This is a genomic window from Commensalibacter nepenthis, from assembly GCF_029953305.1.
Lineage (GTDB): Bacteria > Pseudomonadota > Alphaproteobacteria > Acetobacterales > Acetobacteraceae > Commensalibacter > Commensalibacter nepenthis.
On record NZ_JASBAN010000001.1, the window covers coordinates 1,343,203 to 1,368,541 of the forward strand.

The following is a 25,339-nucleotide window of genomic DNA, read 5'->3' on the forward strand; positions in this document are numbered from 1 at the left end:
AATGATTATCATTTTGTAATTTTTATGAATGAAAGAATATTTTATGTTACGTAATTTCTTTTTCTGGGCGATTCAGTGTATTCAAAGAGGATTTGATTTTAAAGGTAGAGCCTGTAGGCGAGAGGTCTGGAGCTATGCTGTTTTTATAGGTATTATCAATCTCTTATTATCCTTGATCATAGGAGAAACCCTTGCTGGAATTTTAATGTTCATTTTATTTATTATTCCGGGAATATCATCATGTGTAAAAAGATTACATGATATTAATCTGAGTGGTAAATGGGTGTTTGTGTTTTATGGGATGATTTTTGCTGTTTATGGATATGTTATATATATATTTATAGCTTTGGGAATGATGTCAGATCAATATCCCGGTATTGAAAATCTCTCTGACGAAGAAATTTGGCAATTTATGACGCAATATATGTCAGATGAAGTTGTAAATTTATTAGTTCTGTTTGGTATACATTTGGTTACCAGTATTGTCCTGTTAGTATTAATGTTAAAGCGCGGTACAGCAGGAGAAAACAAATATGGTCAGCCTCATGATTATATTGATCGAGACCGTTCTATTCTTGATAAACATTAATATCTGTTTAAATAAATAGTAAATTACATGGATTGTTCATGTGCTTTACTAAATTTACTTTACTCACAATAACGGTAAATGCGGTAAAAATATGGTGTAATACCCAGTAGCAAGCGTGCAGCTGTCGATTTTTTTGCCATTTTGTATGGGGCATTGATACCAATGATGGTTTTCAAGGAACATTGCAAAACCATCTTCTTCTTTACACTCTTTTTTCAATTGTCCGTTTGCAACAGTGCATTTTTTATAAAGCTCTTTTTCTTTGACAAAATAATAGCCATCTGCTGGATTGCAGTTAATCGTTGCAACGCCGTCTTTAATCCAACATCTTTTATAATTAGCATGTGCAGAGTAAGAACCCAGCACGCTTGAAAAACATATTCCTAAGAGAGTAAGGAATGCTATATGGTTACTAGGCATAATATTTATAGTTCCTATATTGAGATGCAGAATACAAAGAATGATATTGTTTTTGGGGGTCAAGATAGCTTAGGATGCATAAGGAATAAATTCTTTTTTATACATAAAGGATAAAAAGTGCAAAAATATTATCAAATTAGTTTTGCAGCTCTTTCCATATTCATCGGACTTAGTGTTGCTGGAACGTCTGTATATGCGATTGAGGTCAAAAGCTCTCTTCCAAAAGAAAATCAAACATTACAGGCAGGCATTCAAGAAATTATGTTGAAATACGATCATGAGTTTAATCCTTTTCGCAGTAGGTTATTGTTGGTTGGTGAAAAGGGAGAACCGAAACTTATTCCTGCAACGGTTTCATTGGATCATACACAGGTGAAAACAACTTATCCGTTAATTGCTGGAAAATATAAATTACAATGGCAGATTTGGACTTGGAAAGGCGAAGAAAGCTCTGGTGAAATTCCTTTCACTGTTGTTGGAAATGCACATGATACCAATCACTCCACAGCTAATTTTAGTCCAGCTCCAGCAACGAATGGACAAAGCGGTAATGCCAGCGCAAAGCAAGCACCAAGTAATTGAAGGTGAGGCATATAATTCATTGTATGCAGTTGAGCATCGGTAATCATTGCACCGAAAATGATAATGGGGGTCAGCAAGGGAAATGTCAGTAAAGGAAGCAAAAATGGGCTTCTTCTGGCACCTAAGGCAATACAAGTTGCCATTCCTCCTAGTAAAGACAAACATCCAGTGCCAATCATCAGGCTAAGGATAAATAAAGGGAGTGCATGATAAGGAAAGTTAAACATTAACGCCAAAGGAATGCTGGCAATTAGTAAGGGCAGGCCTGTGGTTAACCAATGCCCCAGCATTTTTGCGAATGCTACGCCATAAGGAGGTAATCCAAGTAACATAAGCTGTTCCAAAGACCCATCTTCATATTCATGGTTAAATAGGCGTTCTATGGGTAATAGGGCGGCTAATAAAACACATACCCATAAAATTCCAGGGGCAATTTGACGTAGTAATTGTGGTTCTGGTCCTAGTGCCAGTGGAAATAAAGAAGCGATTAAAATAAAAAACAAGATTGTGCCCAAACTGTCCGTGCTGTATTTCAGGGATAGTTGTATTTCACGGCGAATAAAGAATAAAAAAATACGCATCTTATAAAGAGGATACCATAGAGGAAGATGGAGTGAGATGAAGTGTTTTACTGTTTTCCAAAGGTAAAGGAATATGGGTTGTAGTGATAATCATTCCCCCTTGTTTGGTAAAATCCTTAAAGATAAACCCCAACTGTTCGATTGTTTCCTGATCCAGACCAACAGTGGGTTCATCCAATAACCATAATTGTGCAGGTTTTAGTAAAATACGTGCCAGCGCTGTGCGTCGCTTTTGTCCCGCAGATAACATACGAACAGCGATATCCGCCATGTGGTTCAGGTTCACAATTGTCAAGGCATGTTGAATATTGGTGTTATAAATTTGGCTGGTAAGTTGTAAGTTTTCTTTGACCGTCAAGGCAGGTTTCAAAGAATCCTGATGGCTAAGCCAAGCAATATTTTGTGTATGTTCTATAAATTGTTTGGAAATATCTTGGTCATTCCAAGTAATTATTCCCGCATCAACAGATTTCAAGCCTGCCAAAATACGCAGTAACGTACTTTTTCCAGCACCATTTTGTCCTGTGATAATTAGAGACTCACCAGAAGAGAGAGAAAAGCTAATATTTTTTAAAATTAGCTTTTCCCCATGAAAAGCACGGATATGATTAATTTTAAAAATATTAGCAGATATGATGGGCAGTGTTTGCATCCTTTTCGTTTCTGTACACACGTAAGTGAAAAAACAAAGTGACTCTGATAATTGCTTTTATTCGATTCGAGATATAAAAACTATATGTGATCGATAATTTTGGTAAAATAGTTTACTATATAGATTGTTCAGAAACGAAATATACGAATAAGGAAGCCATTATGAAGCTCATTGGCCAAGATAGTTTAAAAACATGTCGCACATTAGATGTTGATGGAAAAAGCTATCATTATTTTTCTTTACCCGAAGCAGAAAAAAAAATAGGCTCTGTGAAATATTTGCCTAATACATTAAAAGTATTGCTAGAAAATATTCTACGTTTCGAAAATGGAAAAGCCTTTACAGTTGAAAATGCAAAATCTGTCGTAGAATGGTTAAAAAATCATCGTAGTGATTCCGAGGTCCCATTTCGCCCAGCACGTATTTTGATGCAAGATTTTACAGGCGTGCCAGCCGTTGTGGATTTGGCTGCTATGCGTGAAGGAATGATAAATTTAAAAGGAGACCCTCAAAAGGTTAACCCATTAATTCCAGTAAATTTGGTCATCGATCACTCTGTGATGGTTGATTACTCAGCGTCTTCTACCGCATTAACACAAAATATTACCTTGGAATTCCAACGTAATGCTGAACGTTATGCATTTCTACGTTGGGGGCAGGAAGCATTTAAAGATTTCTCAGTGGTTCCACCGGATACAGGAATTTGTCACCAGGTCAACTTGGAACATATTGCTAAAGTGGTCTGGCATAATGAAGAAGATGGTAAAACCTACGCTTATCCAGATACTTTGTATGGAACAGATTCTCATACAACCATGATTAATGGTCTTGGTGTTCTCGGTTGGGGTGTTGGTGGTATCGAAGCCGAAGCTGCGATGTTGGGTCAACCGATCACCATGTTAATTCCTGATGTGATTGGGTTTAAATTAACAGGCAAATTGGCCGCTGGCGTGACTGCAACGGACTTAGTCTTAAAAGTTACCGAAATGCTTCGGAAAAAAGGTGTTGTTGGTAAGTTTGTTGAATTTTTTGGTCCAGCTTTGGATCATTTACCCCTTTATACCCGTGCAACGATTGCGAATATGGCACCTGAATATGGGGCAACTTGTGGGTTCTTCCCTGTTGACCAACAAGCACTTGATTATTTGCGTTTAACAGGTCGTGATGAGCATCAAATTAAATTAGTGGAAGCCTATCTTAAAGCCCAAGGCATGTTTCGTGATGCGAACGCTGTTGATCCAGAATTTACAGATACGTTGGAGCTTGATATCGGAACGGTTGTTCCTTCAATCTCTGGTCCAAGCCGCCCACAAGATCGTATTGATCTGTCCAGTGCAACAAAGGTTTTTGAAAAAGCATTAACGGACACCTTTAATGTTCCTGTGGCTCAAGATAAATCCTATCCCGTTGCAAATGCTGATTATAATCTGGAGCATGGTTCTGTTGTCATTGCCGCGATTACATCTTGTACGAATACTTCTAATGCCGAAGTGATGATGGCAGCTGGTTTATTAGCAAAAAAAGCACATGCATTGGGATTAAAGCGTAAACCTTGGGTCAAAACATCGTTAGCGCCTGGGTCAAAAGTTGCAACTAACTATCTGCAAAAAGCAGGGTTGATTGAACCATTAAATGCATTGGGTTTTAATATCGTTGGATATGGTTGCACCACCTGTATTGGGAATTCTGGTCCATTAGAAGATGATATTGTTGATGCGATTGAAAATAATAAACTAGTTGCTTCTGCTGTATTATCTGGTAACCGTAACTTTGAAGGTCGTATTTCCCCGAATGTGCGTGCGAATTATCTTGCCAGCCCGCCATTAGTGATTGCCTATGCAATCTTGGGAACGTTGCGTAAAGATATTACCAAAGATCCAATTGGTGTTTCAAAAGATGGTAAAGAAATCTATTTAAAAGATATCTGGCCATCAGCTAAAGAGATTTCTGATGCAATGGCTTCTTCTATTACCCAAACAGAATTCCTTAAAGGATATGATGGTGTAGAAAAAGGTCCCAAAGAATGGCAAGCCTTGTCGGTTGCGACTGGATCTCAAACCTATGGCTGGGATGAAAAATCAACTTATGTTCGTAATCCACCTTACTTTGATGGCATGGGTCAAGAAGCACCAGCAAAACGCCCTGATATCAAAGGGGCAAGAGTATTGGCAATCTTGGCTGATAACGTGACAACTGATCATATTTCTCCAGCTGGTTCTATTCGTAAAGATTCACCAGCAGGCAGATACCTGACTGAAAATGGGGTGAGTGTTGAAGATTTTAACTCTTATGGGTCGCGTCGTGGTAACCATGAAGTCATGATGCGTGGAACATTTGCCAATATTCGTATTCGTAACGAGATGGTTCCTGGTGTTGAAGGTGGATATAGTAAGCATTATCCTGATGGCAAAGAAGGTGCGATCTATGACGTTGCAATGCAATATATGCAAGAAAACACACCGTTGGTTGTCTTTGGTGGTAAAGAATACGGTATGGGTTCTTCTCGTGACTGGGCAGCCAAAGGTACCAATCTTTTGGGTGTAAAAGCAGTTGTTGCAGAGAGCTTTGAACGTATTCACCGTTCTAACCTTGTAGGAATGGGCGTGTTACCTTTGTTATTTGTAGAAGGCACCACACGGAAAACATTGAACCTTAAAGGTGACGAGCAAATTGATATTCTTGGTGTGGAAACCTTGCAACCACGTCAAAAAATGACAATGATTGTTCATCGTGCTGATGGTTCTACTCAAGAAGTTCCATTAATTTGTCGTGTGGATACCCAAGAAGAAGTTGAATATTACCGTCATGGTGGTATCTTACCTTATGTTCTCCGCTTAATGGCTGAGTAAGAATAATTTTATACTATTAAATGAAAAGAGAGCTATTTAGCTCTCTTTTTTTTATGCAGTTGCTTATTCTGATTTCAATTATAATTGAGTTGATTTTTATTATATATTTATTAGCCTTTTAATAAGATTGTGATTAATTATAAAGGTGTATTGGGATGAATCATTCAATTTCTTTGCCACGCTATGTCGAATATGGTAAAAATGCTATTCAAAAATTACCTGAATTATTAAAAAAAATTGGAATTTCAGCACCTTTTATTATCAGCGATCAAGTGATGTTAGCATTAGGTTTTGTAGATCAACTTTCAGATGTTTTACAAGAACAGGATTTTGGAATTTTTACCAATACGGTGCCTGAGCCTACTGCACAATCTATTGTGAATGGTGTGGTAGCGTTTGAGTTGGGACAATATGATGGTATTGTTGCCTTAGGTGGAGGCAGTGTTATTGATAGTGCCAAAGCAATTGCAATTTTAGGACGATTTGGTGGTAAAATTCAGAATTATAAATTCCCATATAGAATTGATAAACCAGGATTGCCTATTATTGCTATTCCTACAACTGCTGGAACGGGGTCAGAATGTACAGCGGTTACTATTATTACTGATGAAATTACACAAGAAAAGATGTTGTGTATGGGAGACGGTTTACTACCAACAGCAACGATTATCGATTATAGGTTTACAGTAACTGTTCCCAAAAGAATTACCGCAGATACAGGGATTGATGCTTTAACGCATGCGATTGAGGCATATGTAAGCAAAAAAGCAAATTTATTTAGTGATCAACAGGCTTTGTCAGCAATGCGTTTGATTGGTAAAAATATTTTAACAGTATATCACGATGGAAAAAATGAAACAGCCAGAGAGGCAATGTTATTAGCTGCAATGCTTGCAGGTGTAGCTTTTTCTAACTCTTCTGTTGCGTTGGTACATGGAATGAGTCGCCCTATAGGTGCGTTTTTTCATGTTCCTCATGGATTATCAAATGCGATCTTATTGCCATTGGTAACAGAATATTCCATTGGCGCTGCGTCAGAACGATATGCACAATGTGCCAAAGCAATAGGAATGGCAGAAGAAAAAGACGATATTCTTGTAGCTAATCAAAAATTAATAAAAGGTTTATATCAGTTAAATAAAGAACTTGAAGTGCCGAAAATTCGGTCTTTGGGAATTGAATATGACAAATTTAATCAAGTAATTCATATCATGGCAGAACAATCATTAAATTCAGGATCGCCTTTTAATAATCCTAAAGTCCCTTCGGCAAGTGAGATTATTGAGATATATCAAAATTTATGGGTATAAATTACAGTATTTGTAAAAACTGTTGTATCAATAAATGACTTTATGTCCGTAACTTGTCAAAATAGAGTGTAATCGTTTTAACGTCTCAACTGATGGAGGCTCAATGCCTTTTAATTTATAATCTTTGCCCAAAGTTTTCCATTTACTTGCACCCATTTGATGGAAAGGTAATAGTTCGATGCGTTCAATATTATCCATATCTTTGGTAAATTGCCCCAATAAATGTGCAGATTCATTATCATCTGTCCATCTTGGAACAATCACATATCGTATCCAAGTACGTTTATGTTGTTGATATAAATATTCTGCAAATCGTTTAGCATATTGATTAGAAATACCTGTCAATTTTCTATGGATATCATCATTGATTTGTTTTAGATCAAGCATGACGAGATCAGATTCATTGACCAAATTAATAATATCTTGGTTATAGTCACCGACATAACCATTGGTATCAAGACAAGTTGTAAGATTTTCTTGATGCACTGCTTTAAAAAGTTCTGTTATAAATTTTGCTTGTAAAACAGCTTCTCCACCAGAAGCCGTAACCCCACCGCCATTAGGTTGTAGGAAAGATTTATAGGTTACGATTTCTTTCATCAACTCTGGAACGGTGACAGTTTGCCCGCCTTTAATATCCAAAGCATCGGGATTATGACAGTATAAACATTGCATTAAACAGCCTTGAACAAAGACAATAAATCGAATTCCATCCCCATCAACGGTACCAAAAGATTCAACGGAATGAATACGTCCTGTAATAAGTTCTGCTGACATGTTGATGCTTTCATTGATAGTTGTAAGAAAGACCCTATAAAGGGTCTTTCTGTTCGTATTGGTTAGTTATAGAGTAAAGGATTACTTAATCTTACATAGAAGCTGTAAATGTACGATTAATGACATCATTTTGCTGTTCAGTAGTAAGCGAGTTAAATCTCACTGCATATCCAGAAACACGGATGGTTAGGCTTGGATATTTCTCTGGATGTTGTTGCGCATCAACCAAAGTTTCTTTGTTAAAGACGTTCACATTCAGATGCTGCCCCCCTTCGCGATTATCATTATGGTGGAAATATCCATCCATCATACCCGCAAGGTTTGCTTTACGCACAGAATCGTCTTTTCCTAAAGCATTTGGAATAATAGAGAATGTATACGAAATCCCATCTTTTGCATAAGCATAAGGAAGTTTAGCAACGGAAGTTAATGAAGCAACAGCACCCTTTTTATCACGCCCATGCATTGGATTTGCACCAGGTCCAAACGGAGCCCCTGCACGACGACCATCGGGGGTATTGCCTGTTTTTTTACCATAAACGACATTTGACGTAATAGTTAATACAGATTGTGTTGGTATGGCGCCACGATACATAGGAAGTTTGCCGATTTTCTTCATGAAGCGTTCGACAAGATCACATGCGATATCATCTACACGATTATCATTATTTCCGAATTGAGGATATTCCCCTTCAATTTCAAAATCAACGGCAACACCATTTTCATCACGAATTGGACGCACTTTGGCATATTTAATGGCTGATAATGAATCTGCAGCAACGGAAAGTCCTGCAATACCACAAGCCATTGTGCGAATAATATCGCGGTCGTGTAAAGCCATTAAGGCTGCTTCATAGCTATATTTATCGTGCATATAATGGATGCAGTTCAGTGCGGTGACATATTGTTTTGCCAACCAACCCATAAAATTATCCATACCTGCCATAACTTTATCAAAGTCAAGTAATTCATCCATCATTGGGGCTGTTTTAGGGCCAACTTGAAGTTTGGATTTTTCATCAATACCACCATTGATAACGTAAAGTAATGTTTTGGCAAGGTTTGCACGTGCGCCAAAGAATTGCATTTGTTTGCCAACCACCATTGGGCTAACACAACATGCGATGGCATAATCGTCACTGTTAAAATCAGGACGCATTAAATCATCATTTTCATATTGCAATGATGAAGTGTCAATAGACACTTTACTGCTGAATTCTTTGAACCCTCGAGGAAGTTTTTCAGACCATAGAATAGTCATGTTCGGCTCTGGAGAAGGTCCCATTGTATAAAGTGTATTTAGGAAACGAAAAGAATTTTTGGTGACTAACGTACGACCATCCAGCCCCATGCCACCAACAGATTCTGTTGCCCAGATTGGATCACCAGAGAAAAGCTCGTCATATTCTGGTGTACGAAGGAAACGAACCATTCGTAACTTCATGACAAAATGATCGATAAATTCTTGTGCTTGTTCTTCGGTAATTACACCATTATCAAGATCACGTTGAATATAAATGTCTAAGAATGTAGAGGTGCGTCCCAAAGACATTGCTGCACCATTCTGAGATTTTACAGCTGCTAGATAGGCAAAATATGTCCATTGGATGGCTTCTTGAGCATTGGTTGCTGGCTCAGAGATATCATATCCATAGGATGCTGCCATGGTTTTCATATCATTTAAGGCACGATATTGTTCCGTAATTTCTTCACGTAAACGAATAGTTTCTTCTAGATTCTTACCAGTTTCTAAGTCTTGTTGTAGTGAATCAAACTGTTTGCGTTTATCCGCCATTAAAAAGTCAATACCATACAGGGCTACACGGCGATAATCCCCAATAATACGACCGCGACCATACGCATCAGGAAGACCTGTGATGACACCTGACTTACGACAAGCCATGATTTCTGGTGTATAAACATCGAAAACGCCTTGGTTATGGGTTTTGCGATATTTTGTAAAGATTTCTAATACTTCAGGATCCAAAGCTTTATCATAAGCTTTACAAGAGCTTTCAATCATACGAATACCACCATTGGGCATGATCGCACGTTTTAATGGCTTGTCTGTTTGCAAACCAACGATTTTTTCCAAGGATTTATCAATATATCCAGCTTCATGAGATGTAATGGATGAGATAATTTTCGTATCAAAATCGAGTGGTGCCTTGGTGGCATTTTCGATTTTAATCCCTTCCATGACTTCAGCCCATAATGTATCCGTTGCTTGAGTGGCAGAGGCTAAAAAGGTTTCATCCCCCTCATAAGGGGTATAGTTATCTTGGATAAAGTCACGAACTTCAACTTTGCTTTTCCAAGAAAAACCTTTAAATCCTTTCCAAGCGATGGCTTGTTTTTCAGTAAGGTTAGACATATTGATCTCCATAAATCATTTAATAAGAGAAAGTCGTTTTCATTTTATGATGAAATGATAGGCAAATCCTTTTTTAATACGTTACCGAAAACAATAATGAAGAATATTCGTATTCAATTTAATAATAAGAATAATAAGATTTAATGTTCGAATAATATGAGATGCATAAAATTGAATAAAACAGCGTAAATTGGCGAGACCTCTGAATAAAAAGCAAGAGGCGTTAAAGAAAATTTTATATTTCGCCAGTCTCTTCATAGATTCTAACTTTATAGAATATTCACTATATTGTCATAATGATATTAAATCACGTTATTGTGATTTTTATTCTAGGGTTAAATCTGAATCTTTTCAAGGGTTAACTGATATTTTTTGTAAATAAAGTTAATCATTTATTAATAATTATAAAATCTGTTAGAGTGGGTGTTGATATGTAATTTTATAGTAAACAAGGAAATAATTATGTCACATCTTCCTCGTACAGTTACGTCTCCTAAGAAATTTATTATTGGTAGCGGGATTTTAAAAGAGCTGCATGAATATATCAAAGATTTCGGCACGAATGCGTTGTTACTCTGTGATGAATTTATTATAGAACGCGTTCATCAAGACACGTTGCCTTACTTACATATGGCTGGATTAAATGGTAAGGTTGAAAAATTTAATTATGAATGCACAGATGCTGAAATTAAGCGGATTATCAACGTTATAGATGCATCCTCTGCGAATATTATCGTTGGAATTGGTGGCGGGAAAACGTTGGATACGGCGAAAGCAGTTGCTTTTTATAAAAAAATTCCCGTTATTATTTTTCCAACGATTGCTTCAACGGATGCGCCTTGTACTGCACTGACAGTTATTTACAAAGAGGATGGGGCATTTGATCGTTACTTATATTTGCCACAAAATCCAGATGTTGTGATTGCTGATACCTCAATTATTGCACGGGCTCCAGCACGATTTTTTGCAGCTGGTGTAGGGGATGCGTTGGCAACTTATTTTGAGGCAAGAGCGTGTTACGCTGTGGATGGGGTCAATTTAGTGCTTAAAAGACCTTCTCGCACGGGTTTAGGGCTCGCACATTTATGCTATCAAGTATTACAAGAAAATGTTGAATGCGCCATGGATGCGGTGCGTGATAAGATCGTAACCCCTGCATTGGAACAAATAATTGAAGCCACGATTTATTTGAGTGGTGTTGGTGCAGAATCTGGTGGACTAGCAGCAGCACATGCGGTCAATAATGGCATGTCGATGGTTCCAGATTTACATAAAGCACAACATGGTGAAAAAGTGGCTTTTGGGTTATTGACACAGCTGGTTTTGGAAAATGCACCGAAACATGAATTTGAAGAAGTCATTCGGATTATGAAAGTGGTGGGGTTACCGTTGACGTTACAAGATATGGGATTGACCCAATTTATTGAGCAAGAATGGCGTAAAGTTGCCGAAATTGCATGTGATAAACATGATACGATGATGAATATGCCTAAAAAGATAACACCAGAAATACTTTATGACGCTATGATTGCTGCTAATAACTTGGCTGAACGATATAAATAATTGTTTTATCTACTATAATCTTGCCACCAAGATATTTTTTGAAAAAGTTAATGCTTGTAAATCAGAGTATTTTCTTGTAGAATGATAAAAAATTATCTTCCTTATTGTGGGGGGTGGCCTTAGTCGGTCACCTTTTTTGTTTTGGATTCATTAGAATTTTCAGATAACCGTCTTGAACGTCGTATTGCGGCATTGATCGAACCAACATTGGTCGATATGGGCTACGAAGTTGTTAGAATTATGATTTTAGGCAAAGTTGCATTGACCTTGCAAATTATGGTCGATCGTGCCGATGGATCATTGATTAACGTCGAAGATTGCGAACAGATCAGCCATGCTGTCAGCGCAATTTTAGATGTCAGTGATCCCATTGAGGGTGCATGGACACTAGAAGTTTCTTCTGCTGGGATTGATCGTCCTTTGGTTCGCCCAAAAGATTGGAATCGTTTTGCTGGTCACTTGGCAAAAGCCGAAACCATGATCCCTGTCGAAGGCAGAAGACGCTTTTCTGGTATCGCTTTGGGTGCAGATGATGAATATGCTCGGATGCGTTTAGATGATGGCTTAGAAGTGGCACTGCCATTCTCTGAGATTCGTAAAGCGAAACTGGTCTTAACGGATGCATTAATCGATGCGTGTCAGCATATGTTGGGTTCTGGTGGTGCTGTATCTGATGAATCGTCAGAAGTTGTTGAAGAAGATACAAAAAAAGACCAGTCAAAACGATCTGGTAAACATAATCGTTATAAAACACATTGAGAGGTTTCAATGGATACGTCTGTTTCTCGTCCTGAGTTATTATTAGTTGCGGATGCGGTTGCTCGTGAAAAAGCGATTAGTCGAGATGAAGTGCTTGAGGCCATGGAACAGGCCATTCAAAAGGCTGGTCGCGCTAAATATGGTCATGAAAAAGATATTCGTGCAGTGATTGATCGCAAAACTGGAGAGGTTCGCCTTTCTCGTTGGACAGAAGTTGTAGAAGAGGTCGAGCACGAAGATTCTCAGATCCCTTATGCAATTGCGATTAAAATTCAGCCTAATATTAAAATTGGTGAACATATTATTGATCCATTACCTCCGATTGACTTTGGACGAATCGCAGCACAAACAGCAAAGCAAGTTATTGTGCAACGCGTTCGTGAGTTTGAGCGTAATCGTCAATATGAAGATTTCAAAGACCGCGTAGGTGAAATTGTTAATGGCACCATTAAACGTACAGAATATGGAAATTTATTGGTTGAAATCGGTAGTTCAGAAGCATTATTGCGTCGTGACGAATTGATTCCTCGTGAAAATTTCCGTAACTCTGAACGGGTTCGCGCCTATATTTATGACGTTCGCAAAGAACCTCGTGGTCCACAGATTTTCTTATCTCGCTCTCATCCAGCATTTTTGGCAAAATTATTTGCTCAAGAAGTGCCCGAGATTTATGATGGTATTATTGAAATTAAAGCGGTTGCAAGAGATCCTGGTTCTCGTGCGAAGATGGCTGTGACCTCAAAAGATACGACGATTGATCCTATAGGTGCTTGTGTAGGTGTCAGAGGCTCGCGTGTTCAAGCGGTTGTGCAAGAGCTGCAAGGCGAAAAGATTGATATCGTGCCTTGGAGTGGTCAAGCTGCAACCTTTGTTGTGAATGCATTGGCACCAGCTGAAGTTACCAAAGTGGTGATGGATGAAGAAGCAGGTCGTGTCGAAGTGGTTGTTCCTGACGATCAACTCAGTCTAGCGATTGGTCGACGTGGTCAAAATGTTCGTTTGGCAAGTCAATTAACCCGTTGGGACATCGATATTTTGACCGAGACAGAAGAATCCGAACGCAGACAAGAAGAGTTCAAAACCAGAACCGCAACTCTGGTGAATGATTTGGATGTGGATGATGTTATTGCGGGTCTATTGGTTACAGAAGGGTTCCACAATATTGATGAACTGGCATTTGCAGCACCAGAAGAAATTGCTGAAATTGATGGTTTTGATGAAAATGTTGCCGCAGAGCTTGTGCAACGTGCTGAAGAATTTTTGGTTAAACAACAAGATTCTTTGGATCAAAAACGTCAAGAGCTTGGTGTAACAGATGATATTGTTGAGCTTGATTGCTTTACACCGCAAATGTTGATATTGTTGGGCGAAAAGGGTGTTAAAACGCTTGATGATTTGGCAGACCTTGCCAGTGATGAGTTGATTGATATTTTGGGAACAGATTCTTTGGACGAAGAAACTGCCAATGCTATCATTATGCGTGCGAGAGAACATTGGTTTGATGATGAAGAAGGTCAAGAGCCTCAGGAAAATGAAGGATAATTAAGCCAATTTGTGTAATATTTGTAGCTGTTTTGATGAAACCTCTTTTAATTCTTGGTAAACTGCGGTAATGATGAAGAAATCTGAAGCACCAAAGGAACAACGTTGTTGTTTGGTCACAAGAGAGAAAGGTCGTCCAGAAGATTTGATTCGTTTTGTTGTATCCCCTGATGAAATGGTGGTTCCTGATTTAACAGAGCGTCTTCCTGGACGAGGAATGTGGTTGCAAGCCAATCAAAGCGTGCTGCATACAGCAATACAACGCCGTATGTTTTCCAAAGCAGCGCAATGCCAAGTAAAAGTCCCAGATAATTTATTATCGATCATTATTGATGGTTTAAAATTTAGGATAAAAGATGGTTTGGGTCTTGCAAGGCGTGCTGGACAGATTACATATGGTTTTGTAAAAGTAAGGGAAAAGATTTCTCAAAATAATGTTGGGTTAATCATACAAGCCACAGATGGTAGTGAAGACGAAAAAAAACGTTTACTCTCTGGGGCAAAAAATTTGCCAGTAGTCGCAATTTTTACGGGTGAGGAGTTGGGAAAATTCTTTGGTCGTGATTATGTGGTTCATGCGGCAATTCACACAGGTTCGTTTGCGGGTCGTATTTTGAATGACAGTAAACGTTTGGCAGGGTTTATCAATTAAGGTATTGGGTTCGACGGGTTAGATCCGGCGAATGGATAAAGAATAGGCAGGTATATGAGCGAAGGCAACGATCAAGAACAAGGGCAAGGCAAAAAACGTCTATCTTTACGTTCGCCAGTAAGACAAGATGCAGGACGTACAGTCGATGCTGGGTCTATAAGACAAAGCTTTAGCCATGGGCGTACAAAAGTTGTGCAAGTAGAAGTGCGCAAGAAACGTGGTGCTTCTGGAAACAGTGAAAAAGCAACGGGGGCTTCAACTGGGGTTGCTCGTAAACCAGCAGCCAAGAAAACAGCGGGTGGATCAACTGGCAAACGTGCTTTGACAGCTTCAGAATTGGCGACACGTCAACGTGTGTTAGAAGAACAACGTCTTGATTTACAGCGCAAGGAAGCTGAGCGCAGAGAGCAAGAAAAAATTGCTATTCTCTCAGCTGCCGAAGAAGCAAAACGTCGCGAAGAAGAAAAAATTCAGCAAGAGGCTGCAGCTGCACAAGCTGCCAAAGAAGCCGAGCAAGCAGCACGCTTAGAAGCTGAAGCTATTGCAGAACAAGCAAAAGTTGAAAAGAATATTGTTGAAAAAGAGACTGTTAAAAAACAACCTTCTGCACCTAAATCCGTTGGCGGTGCTAAAAAGAATGGTGATCAATCTTTTTCGATGCGGAAAACGAAGGTTTCACATACACCAATCCCTGGTGAAATTACATTGGCTCCAACGCCAAAGCCCGTAGAACCTTTGGCAAAACGTGCAGTGATGCCAAGCAAGCCTGCATCAAAAGCAAATTCTATGCCTGCTGGTCTGGAAAATGAGAAAAATGCAGGTTTTGCTGGACGTAAAGCCGATAAAGACGACAAAACGATTAAGAAAAGTGGCGATTTTATTCGTACACGTTCTGCTTCTCATGATGATTCTGATGGTGAAGAGGGAGACGGCCGTAAAGGTGGTTCTCGTCGTAGTGCTGGCGCGGGTGCTGGTGCAGGCCGCAAAGTCAGTGGTGGTCGTGGCAAAAGTGGTGATAACCGTCGCTCTGGAAAAATTGATATTCAGGCAGCGATTGAAGGTGAAGATGACAAAGTTCGTTCATTAGCCTCTGTTCGTCGCCAAAGAGAACGCGAACGCCGTCAAGCTGAATTGGAAAGATTACGTGCAGATCAAGTTAAAGTTGTGCGTGATGTTACATTGCCCGAAACCATTACTGTGCAAGAATTAGCTAACCGTATGGCAGCACGTCAAGGGGATGTGATTAAAGCCTTGATGAAAATGGGTGTAATGGCTACGGTCAATCAGTCACTGGATGCAGATACTGCGGAATTGGTTATTGAAGAATTTGGTCATCGTGTTCATCGTGTTGCCGACAGTGACGTTGAGTTGGGTATTGAAGGTATCGAAGATACAACTGAAAATCTACTTGCTCGTCCGCCTGTTGTGACGGTCATGGGACATGTCGATCATGGTAAAACCTCTTTGCTAGATGCGTTACGGACGACGGATACAGCCAGGGGCGAAGCAGGTGGAATTACCCAGCATATTGGTGCTTATCAAGTAAAACTTCTTTCTGGTGCTAGAATTACATTCTTAGATACTCCAGGTCATGAAGCCTTTACAGCAATGCGTTCTCGTGGTGCATCTGTAACCGATATTGTGGTGTTGGTTGTTGCTGCTGATGATGGGGTTATGCCTCAAACCATCGAAGCAATTAAACATGCTAAGGCTGCTGGCGTTCCTATCATTGTTGCAATTAATAAATGCGACTTGCCTGGTGCTAATCCAGACCGTGTTCGACAAGAATTACTGCAATATGAAATTGTTGTTGAACAAATGGGTGGTGATACTCAGGATGTAGAAGTTTCAGCTAAAAAGCGTATTGGGTTAGATAAACTTGAAGAAGCCATTATTCTGTTGGCTGAAGTTCAAGAGTTAAAAGCAAATCCAAATCGTATTGCCGAAGGTGCAGTGATTGAAAGCCGTCTGGATAAAGGTCGTGGACCTGTTGCAACTTTATTAGTACAAAAAGGAACCTTGAACAAAGGGGACGTGATTGTTGCTGGTGCTGAATGGGGACGTGTTCGTGCGATGCTTGATGATAAAAGCGTGAATATGAAGCATGCGGGTCCTTCTGCTCCTGTAGAGTTATTAGGGTTGACGGGTGTGCCTCGTGCGGGTGAGCCTTTTATTGTGGTTGATAGCGAAAGCAAAGCCAGAGAAATTTCTGAGTTCAGACAACGTAAAGTGCGTGAAAAACAAGCTGCAGTTCGTCTGGCTGCTCGTGGTACTTTGGATCAAATGCTAGAACGTATTCAAGCTGGTGAACAAAAAGAAGTTGCTGTTTTGATTAAAGCAGATGTTCAAGGTTCTGCTGAAGCAATTCAAACCACAGTGTTAAAACTTGAGCATGAAGAAATTAAAGTCAATGTAATCTCTGCAACTGTTGGTCAGATTACAGAAAGTGATGTTCAGCTTGCGAAAGCATCGAATGCCATTATTGTTGCCTTTAATGTTCGTGCAACTGTGCAAGCAAGAGAGTTAGCACAACAAGAAGATGTGGATATTCATTATTATTCAATTATTTATCAAGTCATTGATGATATTGAGAAGTTGATTAAAGGGCGGATTGCTCCGAAACAACGTGAAAAATTCTTGGGTTATGCAGAAATCCGCAAAGTCTTCTCTATTGGTAAGACAATAAAGGTTGCGGGTTGTTATGTCACACAGGGCGTTGTCCGTCGTGGATGTGGTGTGCGCTTGCTACGTGATAACGTGGTTATTCACGCTGGTAACTTAAGCCAATTGAAACGCTTTAAAGACGATGTCAAAGAAGTTGCTCATGAATATGAATGCGGACTTTCTTTCGCAGGATTTAATGATCTACGTGAAGGTGATGTGGTTGAGTGTTACGAAATGGAAACTATTGAATCGTAATGAATAAGCCTCTATTTACCGGAAAAGGTTCCTTGGGCAATATGCCCAAGGGACCATCCCAAAGACAATTGCGCGTGGCAGAAGAAGTAAGGCATGTTCTTGCAGATGTATTTGCCCGTACGGAATTTCGTGATCCTGAGTTGCGTGATAAACGGTTAACAGTGACCGAAGTCAGAATGACTCCTGATTTGCGGAATGCTATTATTTATGTTGTTCGTTTAGGACAAGATAATGTAGAGGAGCTATTGCCTGCGTTGAAAAGAGCAGCGCCCTATCTTCGTTCTCAGTTAAGTCAAAAATTACGTTTAAAATTCTTGCCTGAATTACGGTTTCATGCCGATACAGGTTTGGACTATGCTGCTAAAATTGATGTATTGCTGCATAGCCCAGAAGTGTTGCGAGATTTAGATAAAGAAGACTAGTGTATTAACGTAGCTGTTGAATAGTTGTATTTATATTATTCGTAAGCTGCGTTAGTGCATTTTGTTCTAATTTTACAATATCATTATCTGTTTGTATTGACCCTTGAACAACAAAGTTCGTTCTTTGTTTTTGTACAGGGGCTTTGTCGTTTTGAGGAATGATAGACCATGAAGCTTCAAGGGTTAAATTTCCTATTTTATTAGCCTCTGCTTGTAAATCAAAGCGTCTGATATTAACCCTGACCTGATACGCGGGTGGGCTTGCGGGAGCTTCATCCGTAATCCATAAATGAGGATTTTTATCAGTCAAAAGATTCGTAATTAATCCCGTTGCACCAACGGATAAAATGCTGCTCATTCGACCATTAACACTGTGGTTTAACTCAGTGCCAGTGCGTGTCGTAATGTCTGTTGTATTTAAATAGTCTGGCACAGTAACTCGGGCAATATAGATGACAGACGCATTATTTGCCGCATTGAAAGCTTGTGCTGGCTTTGGTGCAATGTTGCCTTCTGTTAATGTATAATATTGTAAAGAAGGGGCAGCGCACCCCATTAATAAAGCAAAAATGCTGAGGGAGCAGTAAGTGGTTATCTTATTCATTGGCGACGACCTGTCAGTAAGATTTTAGGATTGCGTTCGATTTGGGTAGAGAAACCACGCAAAGAAGTTGCAGCATCTGCTAAATTTTGAAGAATAATCTCAAGGTTATTGCGTGTGGTTGATCGAACAGAAGTCATGGATTTCAGGTTTTGTAAAACTTCAGATGCATTGGTTAAGGTTTTATTGGTTGATGTTAATACCTTATGGATTTCAGCTCCTTTGCTTTTGATTTCTTGATCTCCATCGATCAATAATTTGTTTAAATTGCTAAACAAATTATCAAGTTTTTGATCAATATTCGCAATGAGTTTGTTGCTACTTTCTGAAGTTTTATTAACATTTTTTAATAAAAGGGGAACCTGTTCATTTAAAGTGTCTGCAAGTTTTCCCATTTTCAAAACAGTTTCATTGATATCTTTGGATAATTTTTCAAGTTGCAGATTCATTAATTCCGATTTGATTTGTTGAATTGTGGATGGGTGGGATGGGATTTCAATCAATCCATTAATTAACTGTGGATGAAAAATAGGTTTGTCATTCGGATAAAAATCTAAGAATATATTTGAAGATCCTGTAACAAAACTTTCTGTGCTTATTTCTGCACGCAGACCATTGGAAATCATGGTATCCATAAAGTCTTTATAATTTCTGTAGTGCGTATCAAGGCGTATTTTCCTGGGGTCAATACTGACGACAACAGGAATATAGGCTTGATGATCTTTTGGATCAAATTGCAGTGTGATAGAGCTGACCGTTCCGACTTGCACACCTCTGAAATTAACGGGTGCGCCAATCGATAAACCAGTGACCGAGCCTGGAAATACAATAATTGCCTGTTTTTTAGAGGAGAAAATATTAAAATTTCCAAAAAGGATAATAGCCGCCAACGCAAGAATGATCCCTCCTAGAACAAATGCTCCAATAGATGTTTGTTTAGTGATTGTCATAATGGATAGTCTTTCTATTTCGGATTTTGGACGGTTTGGCGATGCATAAAATCATTAACGATTGCGCAGGGTGGATTATCTCTTAATGCACGAGGGGAACCATGAGCAATAGGTGTCCTCGTTTCAGCATCGAGAAATATTCCGTCATCCGCAATGGTGAACAGACTGGGTAGTTCATGACTAACAATAATAATTGTTGTTCCCAACCCATCACGCAGATTTAAAATAAGGTCATCCAAACGTTTTGAGGTAATAGGGTCTAGTCCAGCAGAAGGTTCATCAAAGAATAATATTTCTGGATCTAACGCCAGGGCTCTGGCTAAACCACAGCGCTTTTTCATCCCTCCACTGAGCTCGGAAGGGTATAGATTAACCGCATGGCTCATTCCAACAAGTCCCAGTTTCATTTCAACCAATCTTTGTATCATGGATGCAGAGAGTTTTGTGAATAGTTGCAACGGTAGAGCAATATTCTCACCAACGGTCATAGAACTCCACAACGCAGCACTTTGGAATAATACGCCAAAATTACGCGCAATTTCAGTGCGATGCTTTTTGTTGGCTTGCCAGTAATTTTCACCCTTGACCAAAAAATTACCTGTTTTGGGAGGTAATAGACCAATTATGGATTTTAGCAATGTACTTTTACCACACCCACTGCCACCCATTAAAGCAAATATGCTGCCTTTTTTAACGGTGAAATTAATGTCTTGTTGAATGATACGTTCACCATAGCCAACGGTTAATTGCTCAATAGATAATAAAATATTGTTAGAAGATGATACATTCATGATTATATACCAATAATGTCGGCTAATACTGCGAAAACAGCATCCAAAGCGATCACTCCAACAATGCCCGCCACAACGGCTTTGGTTGCAGCAACACCTACATCAGCCGCGCTGCGTCCAGATTTCATGCCGATATAACAGCTGCTGACCCCGATGAACATTGCAAAGGCGATGGTTTTCGTTCCCCCAAAAATAAATTGATTAAAGGGAACAGCTCCGAAAGTTTGGTATAAAAAGCCAATGACGGAGACTTTTAACATTAAGAGCGAGACAATTAATCCGCCGAAAATACTCATCAAGCATGCATATAAATACATAATCGGCATTGTAATGATAAGGGATAACATAGAAGGCAAAATGATATATTCTGTTACGGGAATACCAAATACTTTTAACGCATCGATTTCTTCATTTCCTTGCATGGTTGCGATACGCGCAGCATAGGCGCCACCCGTTCGACCTGAGATGACAATAGCCGTCATTACAGCAGCAAGCTCTCTGACTGTTGCAATCCCGACGAGATTAGCCACGTAAGCATCGGCTGAGAATTTTCGTAATTGCACGGCACCTACAAAGGCTAGAATAGAACCCATTAAGAAATTAACAACACTGATGATCACTAAAGCCGAAGGACCCGCAGCTCTGATATCTCTAAGCAAATCATTAAGGCGCATATAAGAGCGCCCCATTAAGAATTTAAATACGCCCTTCAAAGCGAAAATAAAGAGCTGTAACGTTACTCCTAGACTATTTAAAGAATGAATCGTCCATTCTCCAAGATCATACAAAGGGCGGAATTGATATTTAGGCTTTGTGGTTGGTTCAGGCTTTCTGTCATTCAGAAGACCAACCAATTGTTGTGCAGCAACAGGTAAATTGTCTTTGTCAATGGAAATACCTTTGATGCTTGCAAGGTTTTTTACATCCCACAAAAAGATCACCAATCCACTATCCCAAGATCCCAGCTGGTCTGTGTTTATTTGAACAGATATGTTTGCAGAACAGTTTTTAAAAATATCGTCTGGTAACTGTGGTATATTATTGTTTTTTGCTAGCCAATCCCCATTTAACATAAGTATGGGTTTGTTATTATCGAACTTTAACGTCCATTGGGGGGATTGAGGTGGCAAACTTGATTTATTATCAGTCGTCAAGTGAAAACCTTATTAATGTATAATCTTAGTATTAAATCTATGTTTATCATAGAATAAACACAATTTTTGATTACGTTTGTTCTGATTGGTCAATACCATATTATAAAATTCTTGCTTTGTATAGAATATATCGTTTTATTTTAGTCCTTAGCGTGGTAATAAACGTAAAAGTAAAAATGTTCTTGATAATTAAATCAAGAGATTAGGAGAGTTATTGTATCTATGCGCAATAGGCGTGGACAAGTTGTTGATGGATGGTTGTTAATTGATAAGCCTTTGGAAAAAACATCAGCCTTTATCGTTAACAAAGTAAAATATGCTTTTGATGCACGTAAAGTTGGACATAGTGGCACTCTTGATCCTTTAGCAACTGGGTTATTACCAATTGCTTTTGGTAAAGCGACAAAAACGATTCCTTACATTTTGGATAAGAAAAAACTTTATCACTTCACGCTGACTTTTGGAGAATCTCGAACGACTGATGATGCCGAAGGTGAGGTAATGGAACGGTCTGATGTCAGACCAAGTGATGAGGAAATCAATAAAGCTCTTGAAGCATTTCAAGGCGAAATTTTACAGGTTCCTCCCATTTTCTCTGCGATTAAAGTTGATGGGAAACGTTCGTACGATTTGGCACGTCAAGGGGAAGTGCCAGAGCTTAAAAAGCGTCCTGCTAGGATTGATTCTTTTCGATTAATCCAGCGTTTGGATAAAGATCGTGCGAAATTTGAAGTTATTTCTGGTAAAGGCGTTTACATGCGTTCCTTAGCTAGGGATTTGGCGGTTGCGTGCCGATCTGTGGGATATATTTCCGAGCTGCGCCGTTTAAAAGTTGGTCCTTTTGATGTAACAGATGCATTTTTACTGGACAAAATTGTCGGAAACGACAACAAAGGAGAAGCTTCTTTGGATTTGATTCTGCCTGTTGAGACTGCGCTGGACGACATCCCGGCTCTAGCCTTGACATCAGATGAAGCTACAGAACTCAGCTTTGGTCGCGTTCTTGAACGAAATCAAGTTGCAGATCGTGTTTCACATTATGCGGACATTCCTGATGGAGTTGTTCGTGCTGTGGATGGGAAGCGTTTTGTTGGGCTATGCCGTTTAGGCTCTGAATGGTTACGTCCAATTCGTATATTTTAATATTTTTAGAAAAAAGGATAACACGATGTCGATTACAGCAGAACGTCGTACAGCGTTAATGAAGGAATATCAAACAAAAGAGAACGATACTGGTTCTCCTGAAGTTCAAGTTGCTTTGTTAACAGAAAGAATTGTTAACTTAACCGAGCACATGAAAGATCATGCTAAGGACTTTCATTCACGTCGTGGTTTGTTAAAATTGGTGGGGCAACGTCGTCGTTTATTAAGCTATTTGCGTAATAAAGATCAAGGTCGTTATGAAAACCTCATCAAACGTCTAGGCTTACGTCGTTAGTAATAATTAGAGGTTGGTTTGACTGGTTGAACCGACCTCTATTTTAAAAATTGTACAAATTAAAGATTGATAACTAAGGAAGAATTTTAAGATCCCGTTTACAGCGTTTCAGGCCACATGGTGCGATTAATGATAACAGTAAAACAAAGTTCCATGCCGTCCGAGACGCTGTCATTTGCAGTTTTATGGTGTAAGAGTGATTTGAATTTTTTCCTGTGGCTTATCTTAAAAATAGGACATAATTAATGTTTAAATATTATCGTAAAGAAATTGAATGGGGCGGTCGTCCTCTTGTTCTTGAAACAGGAAAAATTGCTCGCCAAGCTGATGGTGCAGTTGTGGTGACTTATGGTGGAACGGTTGTTTTATGTACCGCTGTTGGGGATAAAAAAGTAAAACCAGGTCAAGATTTCTTTCCATTGACCGTACATTATCAAGAAAAAGCATTTGCTGTTGGTAAAATCCCAGGTGGTTTTTTTAAACGTGAAGGTCGTGCATCCGAAGCGGAAACCTTAAATTCACGTTTAATTGATCGCCCAATTCGTCCATTATTCCCAGAAAACTTTACCAATGAAGTGCAAGTGATTGCAACAGTACTAAGCCATGATCTTGAAAATGATCCGGCGATTGTTGCTTTGATTGGATGCTCTGCGGCATTAACATTATCCGGTATCCCTTTCTTAGGTCCAATTGCGGGATGTCGCGTGGGTTATAAAAATGGGGAATATATTTTAAATCCAACCTTATCTGAAGTAGAAGATGGTGAGCTTGACCTTGTGGTTGCTGGTACTTCCGAAGGTGTGTTGATGGTTGAATCCGAAGCCAAAGAACTTACAGAAGAAGTGATGTTGGGTGCTGTTAATTTCGGTCACCAAGCAGGACAAGAGGTCATTGATGCGATTATTGCTTTGGCTGAACATGCAGCACGTCAACCTTGGGATTTGGTGGAACCTAGTGCAGAAGAGAAAAAAATAAAAACACGTATTGATAAAGTTGGTCGTAAGATTTTAGCAGAAGCCTATAAAGAAAAAGAAAAGCAAAAACGCTATACCGCTCTTGGTGAGGCGCGTGCTAAGATTATTGAAAAAATTACCGAAGAAGAATTAGATGTTGAAAAAGCACCTGCTTTGATTGATTCCCTTGAAGCAGACATCGTTCGTACGTCTGTGTTAAAAACAGGGATTCGTATTGATGGTCGTGACCTTACCACGGTTCGTCCAATTATCAGTGAAGTTGGTATTTTACCAAGGGCTCATGGATCTGCATTATTTACACGTGGTGAAACACAAGCCCTTGTTGTTGCGACATTGGGAACAGCGCAAGATGAACAAATTATTGATGCGCTAGAGGGTGAATATCGTTCTAACTTTATGTTGCATTATAATTTCCCCCCATATTCTGTTGGGGAATGTGGTCGTTTAGGTGCGCCTGGTCGTCGTGAAATTGGTCATGGTAAATTGGCATGGCGTGCAATTCATCCTTTGTTGCCAAGCAAAGAACAATTCCCATATACAATGCGTGTTGTTTCTGAAATTACGGAAAGTAACGGCTCATCCTCTATGGCAACTGTTTGTGGCACCTCACTATCTTTGATGGATGCTGGTGTGCCAATGGCACGCCCAGTTGCAGGGATTGCAATGGGTTTGATTAAAGAAGATAAAGGTGTTGCTGTATTAACCGATATTCTTGGTGACGAAGATCATCTTGGCGATATGGATTTCAAAGTTGCTGGAACCGAAGTCGGTGTCACTGCATTACAAATGGATATTAAAATTACTTCTATCACGCCTGAAATTATGAAACAGGCTTTGGCTCAAGCCAAAGATGGTCGTATGCATATTCTTGGTGAAATGGCGAAGGCATTAACTGAAAGTCGTTCTGAAATTTCAGAAAATGCACCTCATGTTATTATTATGAATATTCCAAAAGAAAAAATCAGAGATTTGATTGGTACTGGAGGAAAAACTATTCGTGAGATTGTTGAATATGCTGGGTGTAAAATCGATATTGAAGATGATGGTACGGTAAAAATCGCTGTAACGTCTAGCGAGCAAGAGCAAAAAGCCAGAGAACGTATTGAGGCAATTGTTGTCGAACCAGAAGTAGGTCGTATTTATTCTGGTAAGGTGGTTAAAGTGGCTGATTTTGGTGCATTTGTTAACTTTATGGGTGCTCGTGATGGGTTGGTTCATATTTCTGAACTTGCAGAAGGTCGCGTTGCCCGTACTGGTGATGTTGTAAAAGTTGATGACGTGGTTAAAGTCAAAGTCGTTGGTTTTGATGATCGTGGTAAAATCAAACTTTCTATGCGTGAAGTTGATCAAGAAACAGGTGCTGATATCAGCGAAAGCCTGCCTCCACGTGCGCCATCCCCTAGTCGTAACAGAGGTGATCGTCCTCAAAGAAGATCATAA

At 39.3% G+C, this 25,339-nt stretch carries 22 protein-coding genes; 13 read left to right on the top strand and 9 right to left on the bottom strand.

The annotated features are described in order from the left end of the window. The first annotated feature begins 43 nt into the window (after positions 1-43). Positions 44-589 carry a DUF805 domain-containing protein gene (locus QJV33_RS06185; protein ID WP_281462501.1) on the top strand — a complete coding sequence of 182 codons (546 nt, stop codon included), beginning with the start codon at positions 44-46 and terminating at the stop codon, positions 587-589. Positions 590-652: 63 nt separating this feature from the next. On the opposite strand, the gene QJV33_RS06190 is transcribed toward QJV33_RS06185, so the two are convergent. After that, positions 653-1,009 carry a hypothetical protein gene (locus QJV33_RS06190; protein ID WP_281462502.1) on the bottom strand — a complete coding sequence of 119 codons (357 nt, stop codon included), beginning with the start codon at positions 1,007-1,009 and terminating at the stop codon, positions 653-655. A gap of 117 nt (positions 1,010-1,126) precedes the next feature. Between QJV33_RS06190 and QJV33_RS06195 the strand changes: the two genes are divergently transcribed. Next, positions 1,127-1,591, top strand: a complete 465-nt coding sequence (locus QJV33_RS06195; RefSeq protein WP_281462503.1) for a copper resistance CopC family protein — start codon at positions 1,127-1,129, stop codon at positions 1,589-1,591. On the opposite strand, the gene ccmB is transcribed toward QJV33_RS06195, so the two are convergent. After that, positions 1,507-2,172, bottom strand: coding sequence for a heme exporter protein CcmB (gene ccmB, locus QJV33_RS06200; RefSeq protein WP_281462504.1), 666 nt, complete (start codon positions 2,170-2,172; stop codon positions 1,507-1,509). The two genes, QJV33_RS06195 and ccmB, sit on opposite strands and share 85 nt — an antisense overlap. A gap of 1 nt (position 2,173) precedes the next feature. Further along, positions 2,174-2,824, bottom strand: a complete 651-nt coding sequence (gene ccmA / locus QJV33_RS06205) for a heme ABC exporter ATP-binding protein CcmA (RefSeq protein WP_281462505.1) — start codon at positions 2,822-2,824, stop codon at positions 2,174-2,176. 161 nt (positions 2,825-2,985) lie between these two features. Between ccmA and acnA the strand changes: the two genes are divergently transcribed. Beyond that, positions 2,986-5,673, top strand: coding sequence for an aconitate hydratase AcnA (acnA, locus tag QJV33_RS06210; protein ID WP_281462506.1), 2,688 nt, complete (start codon positions 2,986-2,988; stop codon positions 5,671-5,673). Between the two features lie 155 nt (positions 5,674-5,828). Beyond that, a complete protein-coding gene (locus tag QJV33_RS06215; RefSeq protein WP_281462507.1) occupies positions 5,829-6,983 on the top strand; it encodes an iron-containing alcohol dehydrogenase in 1,155 nt (384 codons plus the stop codon). Positions 6,984-7,010: 27 nt separating this feature from the next. On the opposite strand, the gene pflA is transcribed toward QJV33_RS06215, so the two are convergent. Next, entirely contained in the window at positions 7,011-7,760 is a 750-nt protein-coding gene (gene pflA, locus QJV33_RS06220; protein ID WP_281462508.1) for a pyruvate formate lyase 1-activating protein, read from the bottom strand. Between the two features lie 91 nt (positions 7,761-7,851). Next, positions 7,852-10,134 (bottom strand): formate C-acetyltransferase, encoded by a 2,283-nt coding sequence (gene pflB / locus QJV33_RS06225; RefSeq protein WP_281462509.1) that lies wholly within the window; start codon positions 10,132-10,134, stop codon positions 7,852-7,854. Between the two features lie 462 nt (positions 10,135-10,596). On the opposite strand from pflB, the gene QJV33_RS06230 reads away from it, so the two are divergent. The 6 genes from QJV33_RS06230 to rbfA all read left to right on the top strand — a co-directional run bounded on the left by QJV33_RS06230 (position 10,597) and on the right by rbfA (position 17,991). Further along, a complete protein-coding gene (locus QJV33_RS06230; protein WP_281462510.1) occupies positions 10,597-11,697 on the top strand; it encodes a glycerol dehydrogenase in 1,101 nt (366 codons plus the stop codon). A gap of 216 nt (positions 11,698-11,913) precedes the next feature. Beyond that, complete coding sequence (rimP, locus tag QJV33_RS06235; RefSeq protein WP_281463397.1) at positions 11,914-12,456, top strand: ribosome maturation factor RimP; 543 nt, start codon at positions 11,914-11,916, stop codon at positions 12,454-12,456. Between the two features lie 9 nt (positions 12,457-12,465). Beyond that, positions 12,466-13,998 carry a transcription termination factor NusA gene (gene nusA, locus QJV33_RS06240; RefSeq protein ID WP_281462511.1) on the top strand — a complete coding sequence of 511 codons (1,533 nt, stop codon included), beginning with the start codon at positions 12,466-12,468 and terminating at the stop codon, positions 13,996-13,998. 70 nt (positions 13,999-14,068) lie between these two features. Further along, positions 14,069-14,650, top strand: coding sequence for an RNA-binding protein (locus QJV33_RS06245; protein ID WP_281462512.1), 582 nt, complete (start codon positions 14,069-14,071; stop codon positions 14,648-14,650). A 54-nt stretch (positions 14,651-14,704) separates the two neighbouring features. After that, positions 14,705-17,569 carry a translation initiation factor IF-2 gene (gene infB / locus QJV33_RS06250; protein ID WP_281462513.1) on the top strand — a complete coding sequence of 955 codons (2,865 nt, stop codon included), beginning with the start codon at positions 14,705-14,707 and terminating at the stop codon, positions 17,567-17,569. After that, positions 17,569-17,991, top strand: a complete 423-nt coding sequence (gene rbfA, locus QJV33_RS06255) for a 30S ribosome-binding factor RbfA (RefSeq protein ID WP_281462514.1) — start codon at positions 17,569-17,571, stop codon at positions 17,989-17,991. The genes infB and rbfA overlap by 1 nt, the downstream gene beginning before the upstream one ends. Before the next feature lie 4 nt (positions 17,992-17,995). Here rbfA and QJV33_RS06260 read toward each other — a convergent pair whose 3' ends face one another. From QJV33_RS06260 to QJV33_RS06275, 4 genes are read right to left on the bottom strand one after another with little or no spacing between them, the layout of a single operon-like run. Continuing rightward, positions 17,996-18,595: a PqiC family protein gene (locus tag QJV33_RS06260; protein ID WP_281462515.1), complete on the bottom strand. Its 600-nt coding sequence runs from the start codon at positions 18,593-18,595 to the stop codon at positions 17,996-17,998. After that, positions 18,592-19,542 (bottom strand): MlaD family protein, encoded by a 951-nt coding sequence (locus tag QJV33_RS06265; protein WP_281462516.1) that lies wholly within the window; start codon positions 19,540-19,542, stop codon positions 18,592-18,594. The genes QJV33_RS06260 and QJV33_RS06265 overlap by 4 nt, the downstream gene beginning before the upstream one ends. A gap of 14 nt (positions 19,543-19,556) precedes the next feature. After that, positions 19,557-20,333: an ABC transporter ATP-binding protein gene (locus tag QJV33_RS06270; RefSeq protein ID WP_281462517.1), complete on the bottom strand. Its 777-nt coding sequence runs from the start codon at positions 20,331-20,333 to the stop codon at positions 19,557-19,559. A 2-nt stretch (positions 20,334-20,335) separates the two neighbouring features. Further along, on the bottom strand, positions 20,336-21,487 hold the full coding sequence (locus QJV33_RS06275; RefSeq protein WP_281462518.1) for an MlaE family ABC transporter permease: 1,152 nt from the start codon (positions 21,485-21,487) through the stop codon (positions 20,336-20,338). 222 nt (positions 21,488-21,709) lie between these two features. On the opposite strand from QJV33_RS06275, the gene truB reads away from it, so the two are divergent. From truB to pnp, 3 genes are all read left to right on the top strand, one after another. Continuing rightward, positions 21,710-22,630, top strand: coding sequence for a tRNA pseudouridine(55) synthase TruB (gene truB / locus QJV33_RS06280; protein ID WP_281462519.1), 921 nt, complete (start codon positions 21,710-21,712; stop codon positions 22,628-22,630). Positions 22,631-22,655: 25 nt separating this feature from the next. Then, positions 22,656-22,925: a 30S ribosomal protein S15 gene (rpsO, locus tag QJV33_RS06285; protein ID WP_281462520.1), complete on the top strand. Its 270-nt coding sequence runs from the start codon at positions 22,656-22,658 to the stop codon at positions 22,923-22,925. A 245-nt stretch (positions 22,926-23,170) separates the two neighbouring features. Further along, complete coding sequence (gene pnp / locus QJV33_RS06290) at positions 23,171-25,339, top strand: polyribonucleotide nucleotidyltransferase (protein WP_281462521.1); 2,169 nt, start codon at positions 23,171-23,173, stop codon at positions 25,337-25,339.

Coding starts and splice junctions, on each gene's coding strand:
- QJV33_RS06230 (WP_281462510.1), top strand. CDS start 10,597: ATGTCACATCTTCCTCGTACAGTTACGTCTCCTAAGAAATTTATTATT.
- QJV33_RS06260 (WP_281462515.1), bottom strand. CDS start 18,595: ATGAATAAGATAACCACTTACTGCTCCCTCAGCATTTTTGCTTTATTA.
- QJV33_RS06245 (WP_281462512.1), top strand. CDS start 14,069: ATGATGAAGAAATCTGAAGCACCAAAGGAACAACGTTGTTGTTTGGTC.
- QJV33_RS06190 (WP_281462502.1), bottom strand. CDS start 1,009: ATGCCTAGTAACCATATAGCATTCCTTACTCTCTTAGGAATATGTTTT.
- ccmA (WP_281462505.1), bottom strand. CDS start 2,824: ATGCAAACACTGCCCATCATATCTGCTAATATTTTTAAAATTAATCAT.
- QJV33_RS06265 (WP_281462516.1), bottom strand. CDS start 19,542: ATGACAATCACTAAACAAACATCTATTGGAGCATTTGTTCTAGGAGGG.
- infB (WP_281462513.1), top strand. CDS start 14,705: ATGAGCGAAGGCAACGATCAAGAACAAGGGCAAGGCAAAAAACGTCTA.
- pflB (WP_281462509.1), bottom strand. CDS start 10,134: ATGTCTAACCTTACTGAAAAACAAGCCATCGCTTGGAAAGGATTTAAA.
- acnA (WP_281462506.1), top strand. CDS start 2,986: ATGAAGCTCATTGGCCAAGATAGTTTAAAAACATGTCGCACATTAGAT.
- pflA (WP_281462508.1), bottom strand. CDS start 7,760: ATGTCAGCAGAACTTATTACAGGACGTATTCATTCCGTTGAATCTTTT.
- pnp (WP_281462521.1), top strand. CDS start 23,171: ATGTTTAAATATTATCGTAAAGAAATTGAATGGGGCGGTCGTCCTCTT.
- nusA (WP_281462511.1), top strand. CDS start 12,466: ATGGATACGTCTGTTTCTCGTCCTGAGTTATTATTAGTTGCGGATGCG.
- ccmB (WP_281462504.1), bottom strand. CDS start 2,172: ATGCGTATTTTTTTATTCTTTATTCGCCGTGAAATACAACTATCCCTG.
- truB (WP_281462519.1), top strand. CDS start 21,710: ATGCGCAATAGGCGTGGACAAGTTGTTGATGGATGGTTGTTAATTGAT.
- rbfA (WP_281462514.1), top strand. CDS start 17,569: ATGAATAAGCCTCTATTTACCGGAAAAGGTTCCTTGGGCAATATGCCC.
- QJV33_RS06185 (WP_281462501.1), top strand. CDS start 44: ATGTTACGTAATTTCTTTTTCTGGGCGATTCAGTGTATTCAAAGAGGA.
- rpsO (WP_281462520.1), top strand. CDS start 22,656: ATGTCGATTACAGCAGAACGTCGTACAGCGTTAATGAAGGAATATCAA.
- QJV33_RS06215 (WP_281462507.1), top strand. CDS start 5,829: ATGAATCATTCAATTTCTTTGCCACGCTATGTCGAATATGGTAAAAAT.
- rimP (WP_281463397.1), top strand. CDS start 11,914: ATGGGCTACGAAGTTGTTAGAATTATGATTTTAGGCAAAGTTGCATTG.
- QJV33_RS06270 (WP_281462517.1), bottom strand. CDS start 20,333: ATGAATGTATCATCTTCTAACAATATTTTATTATCTATTGAGCAATTA.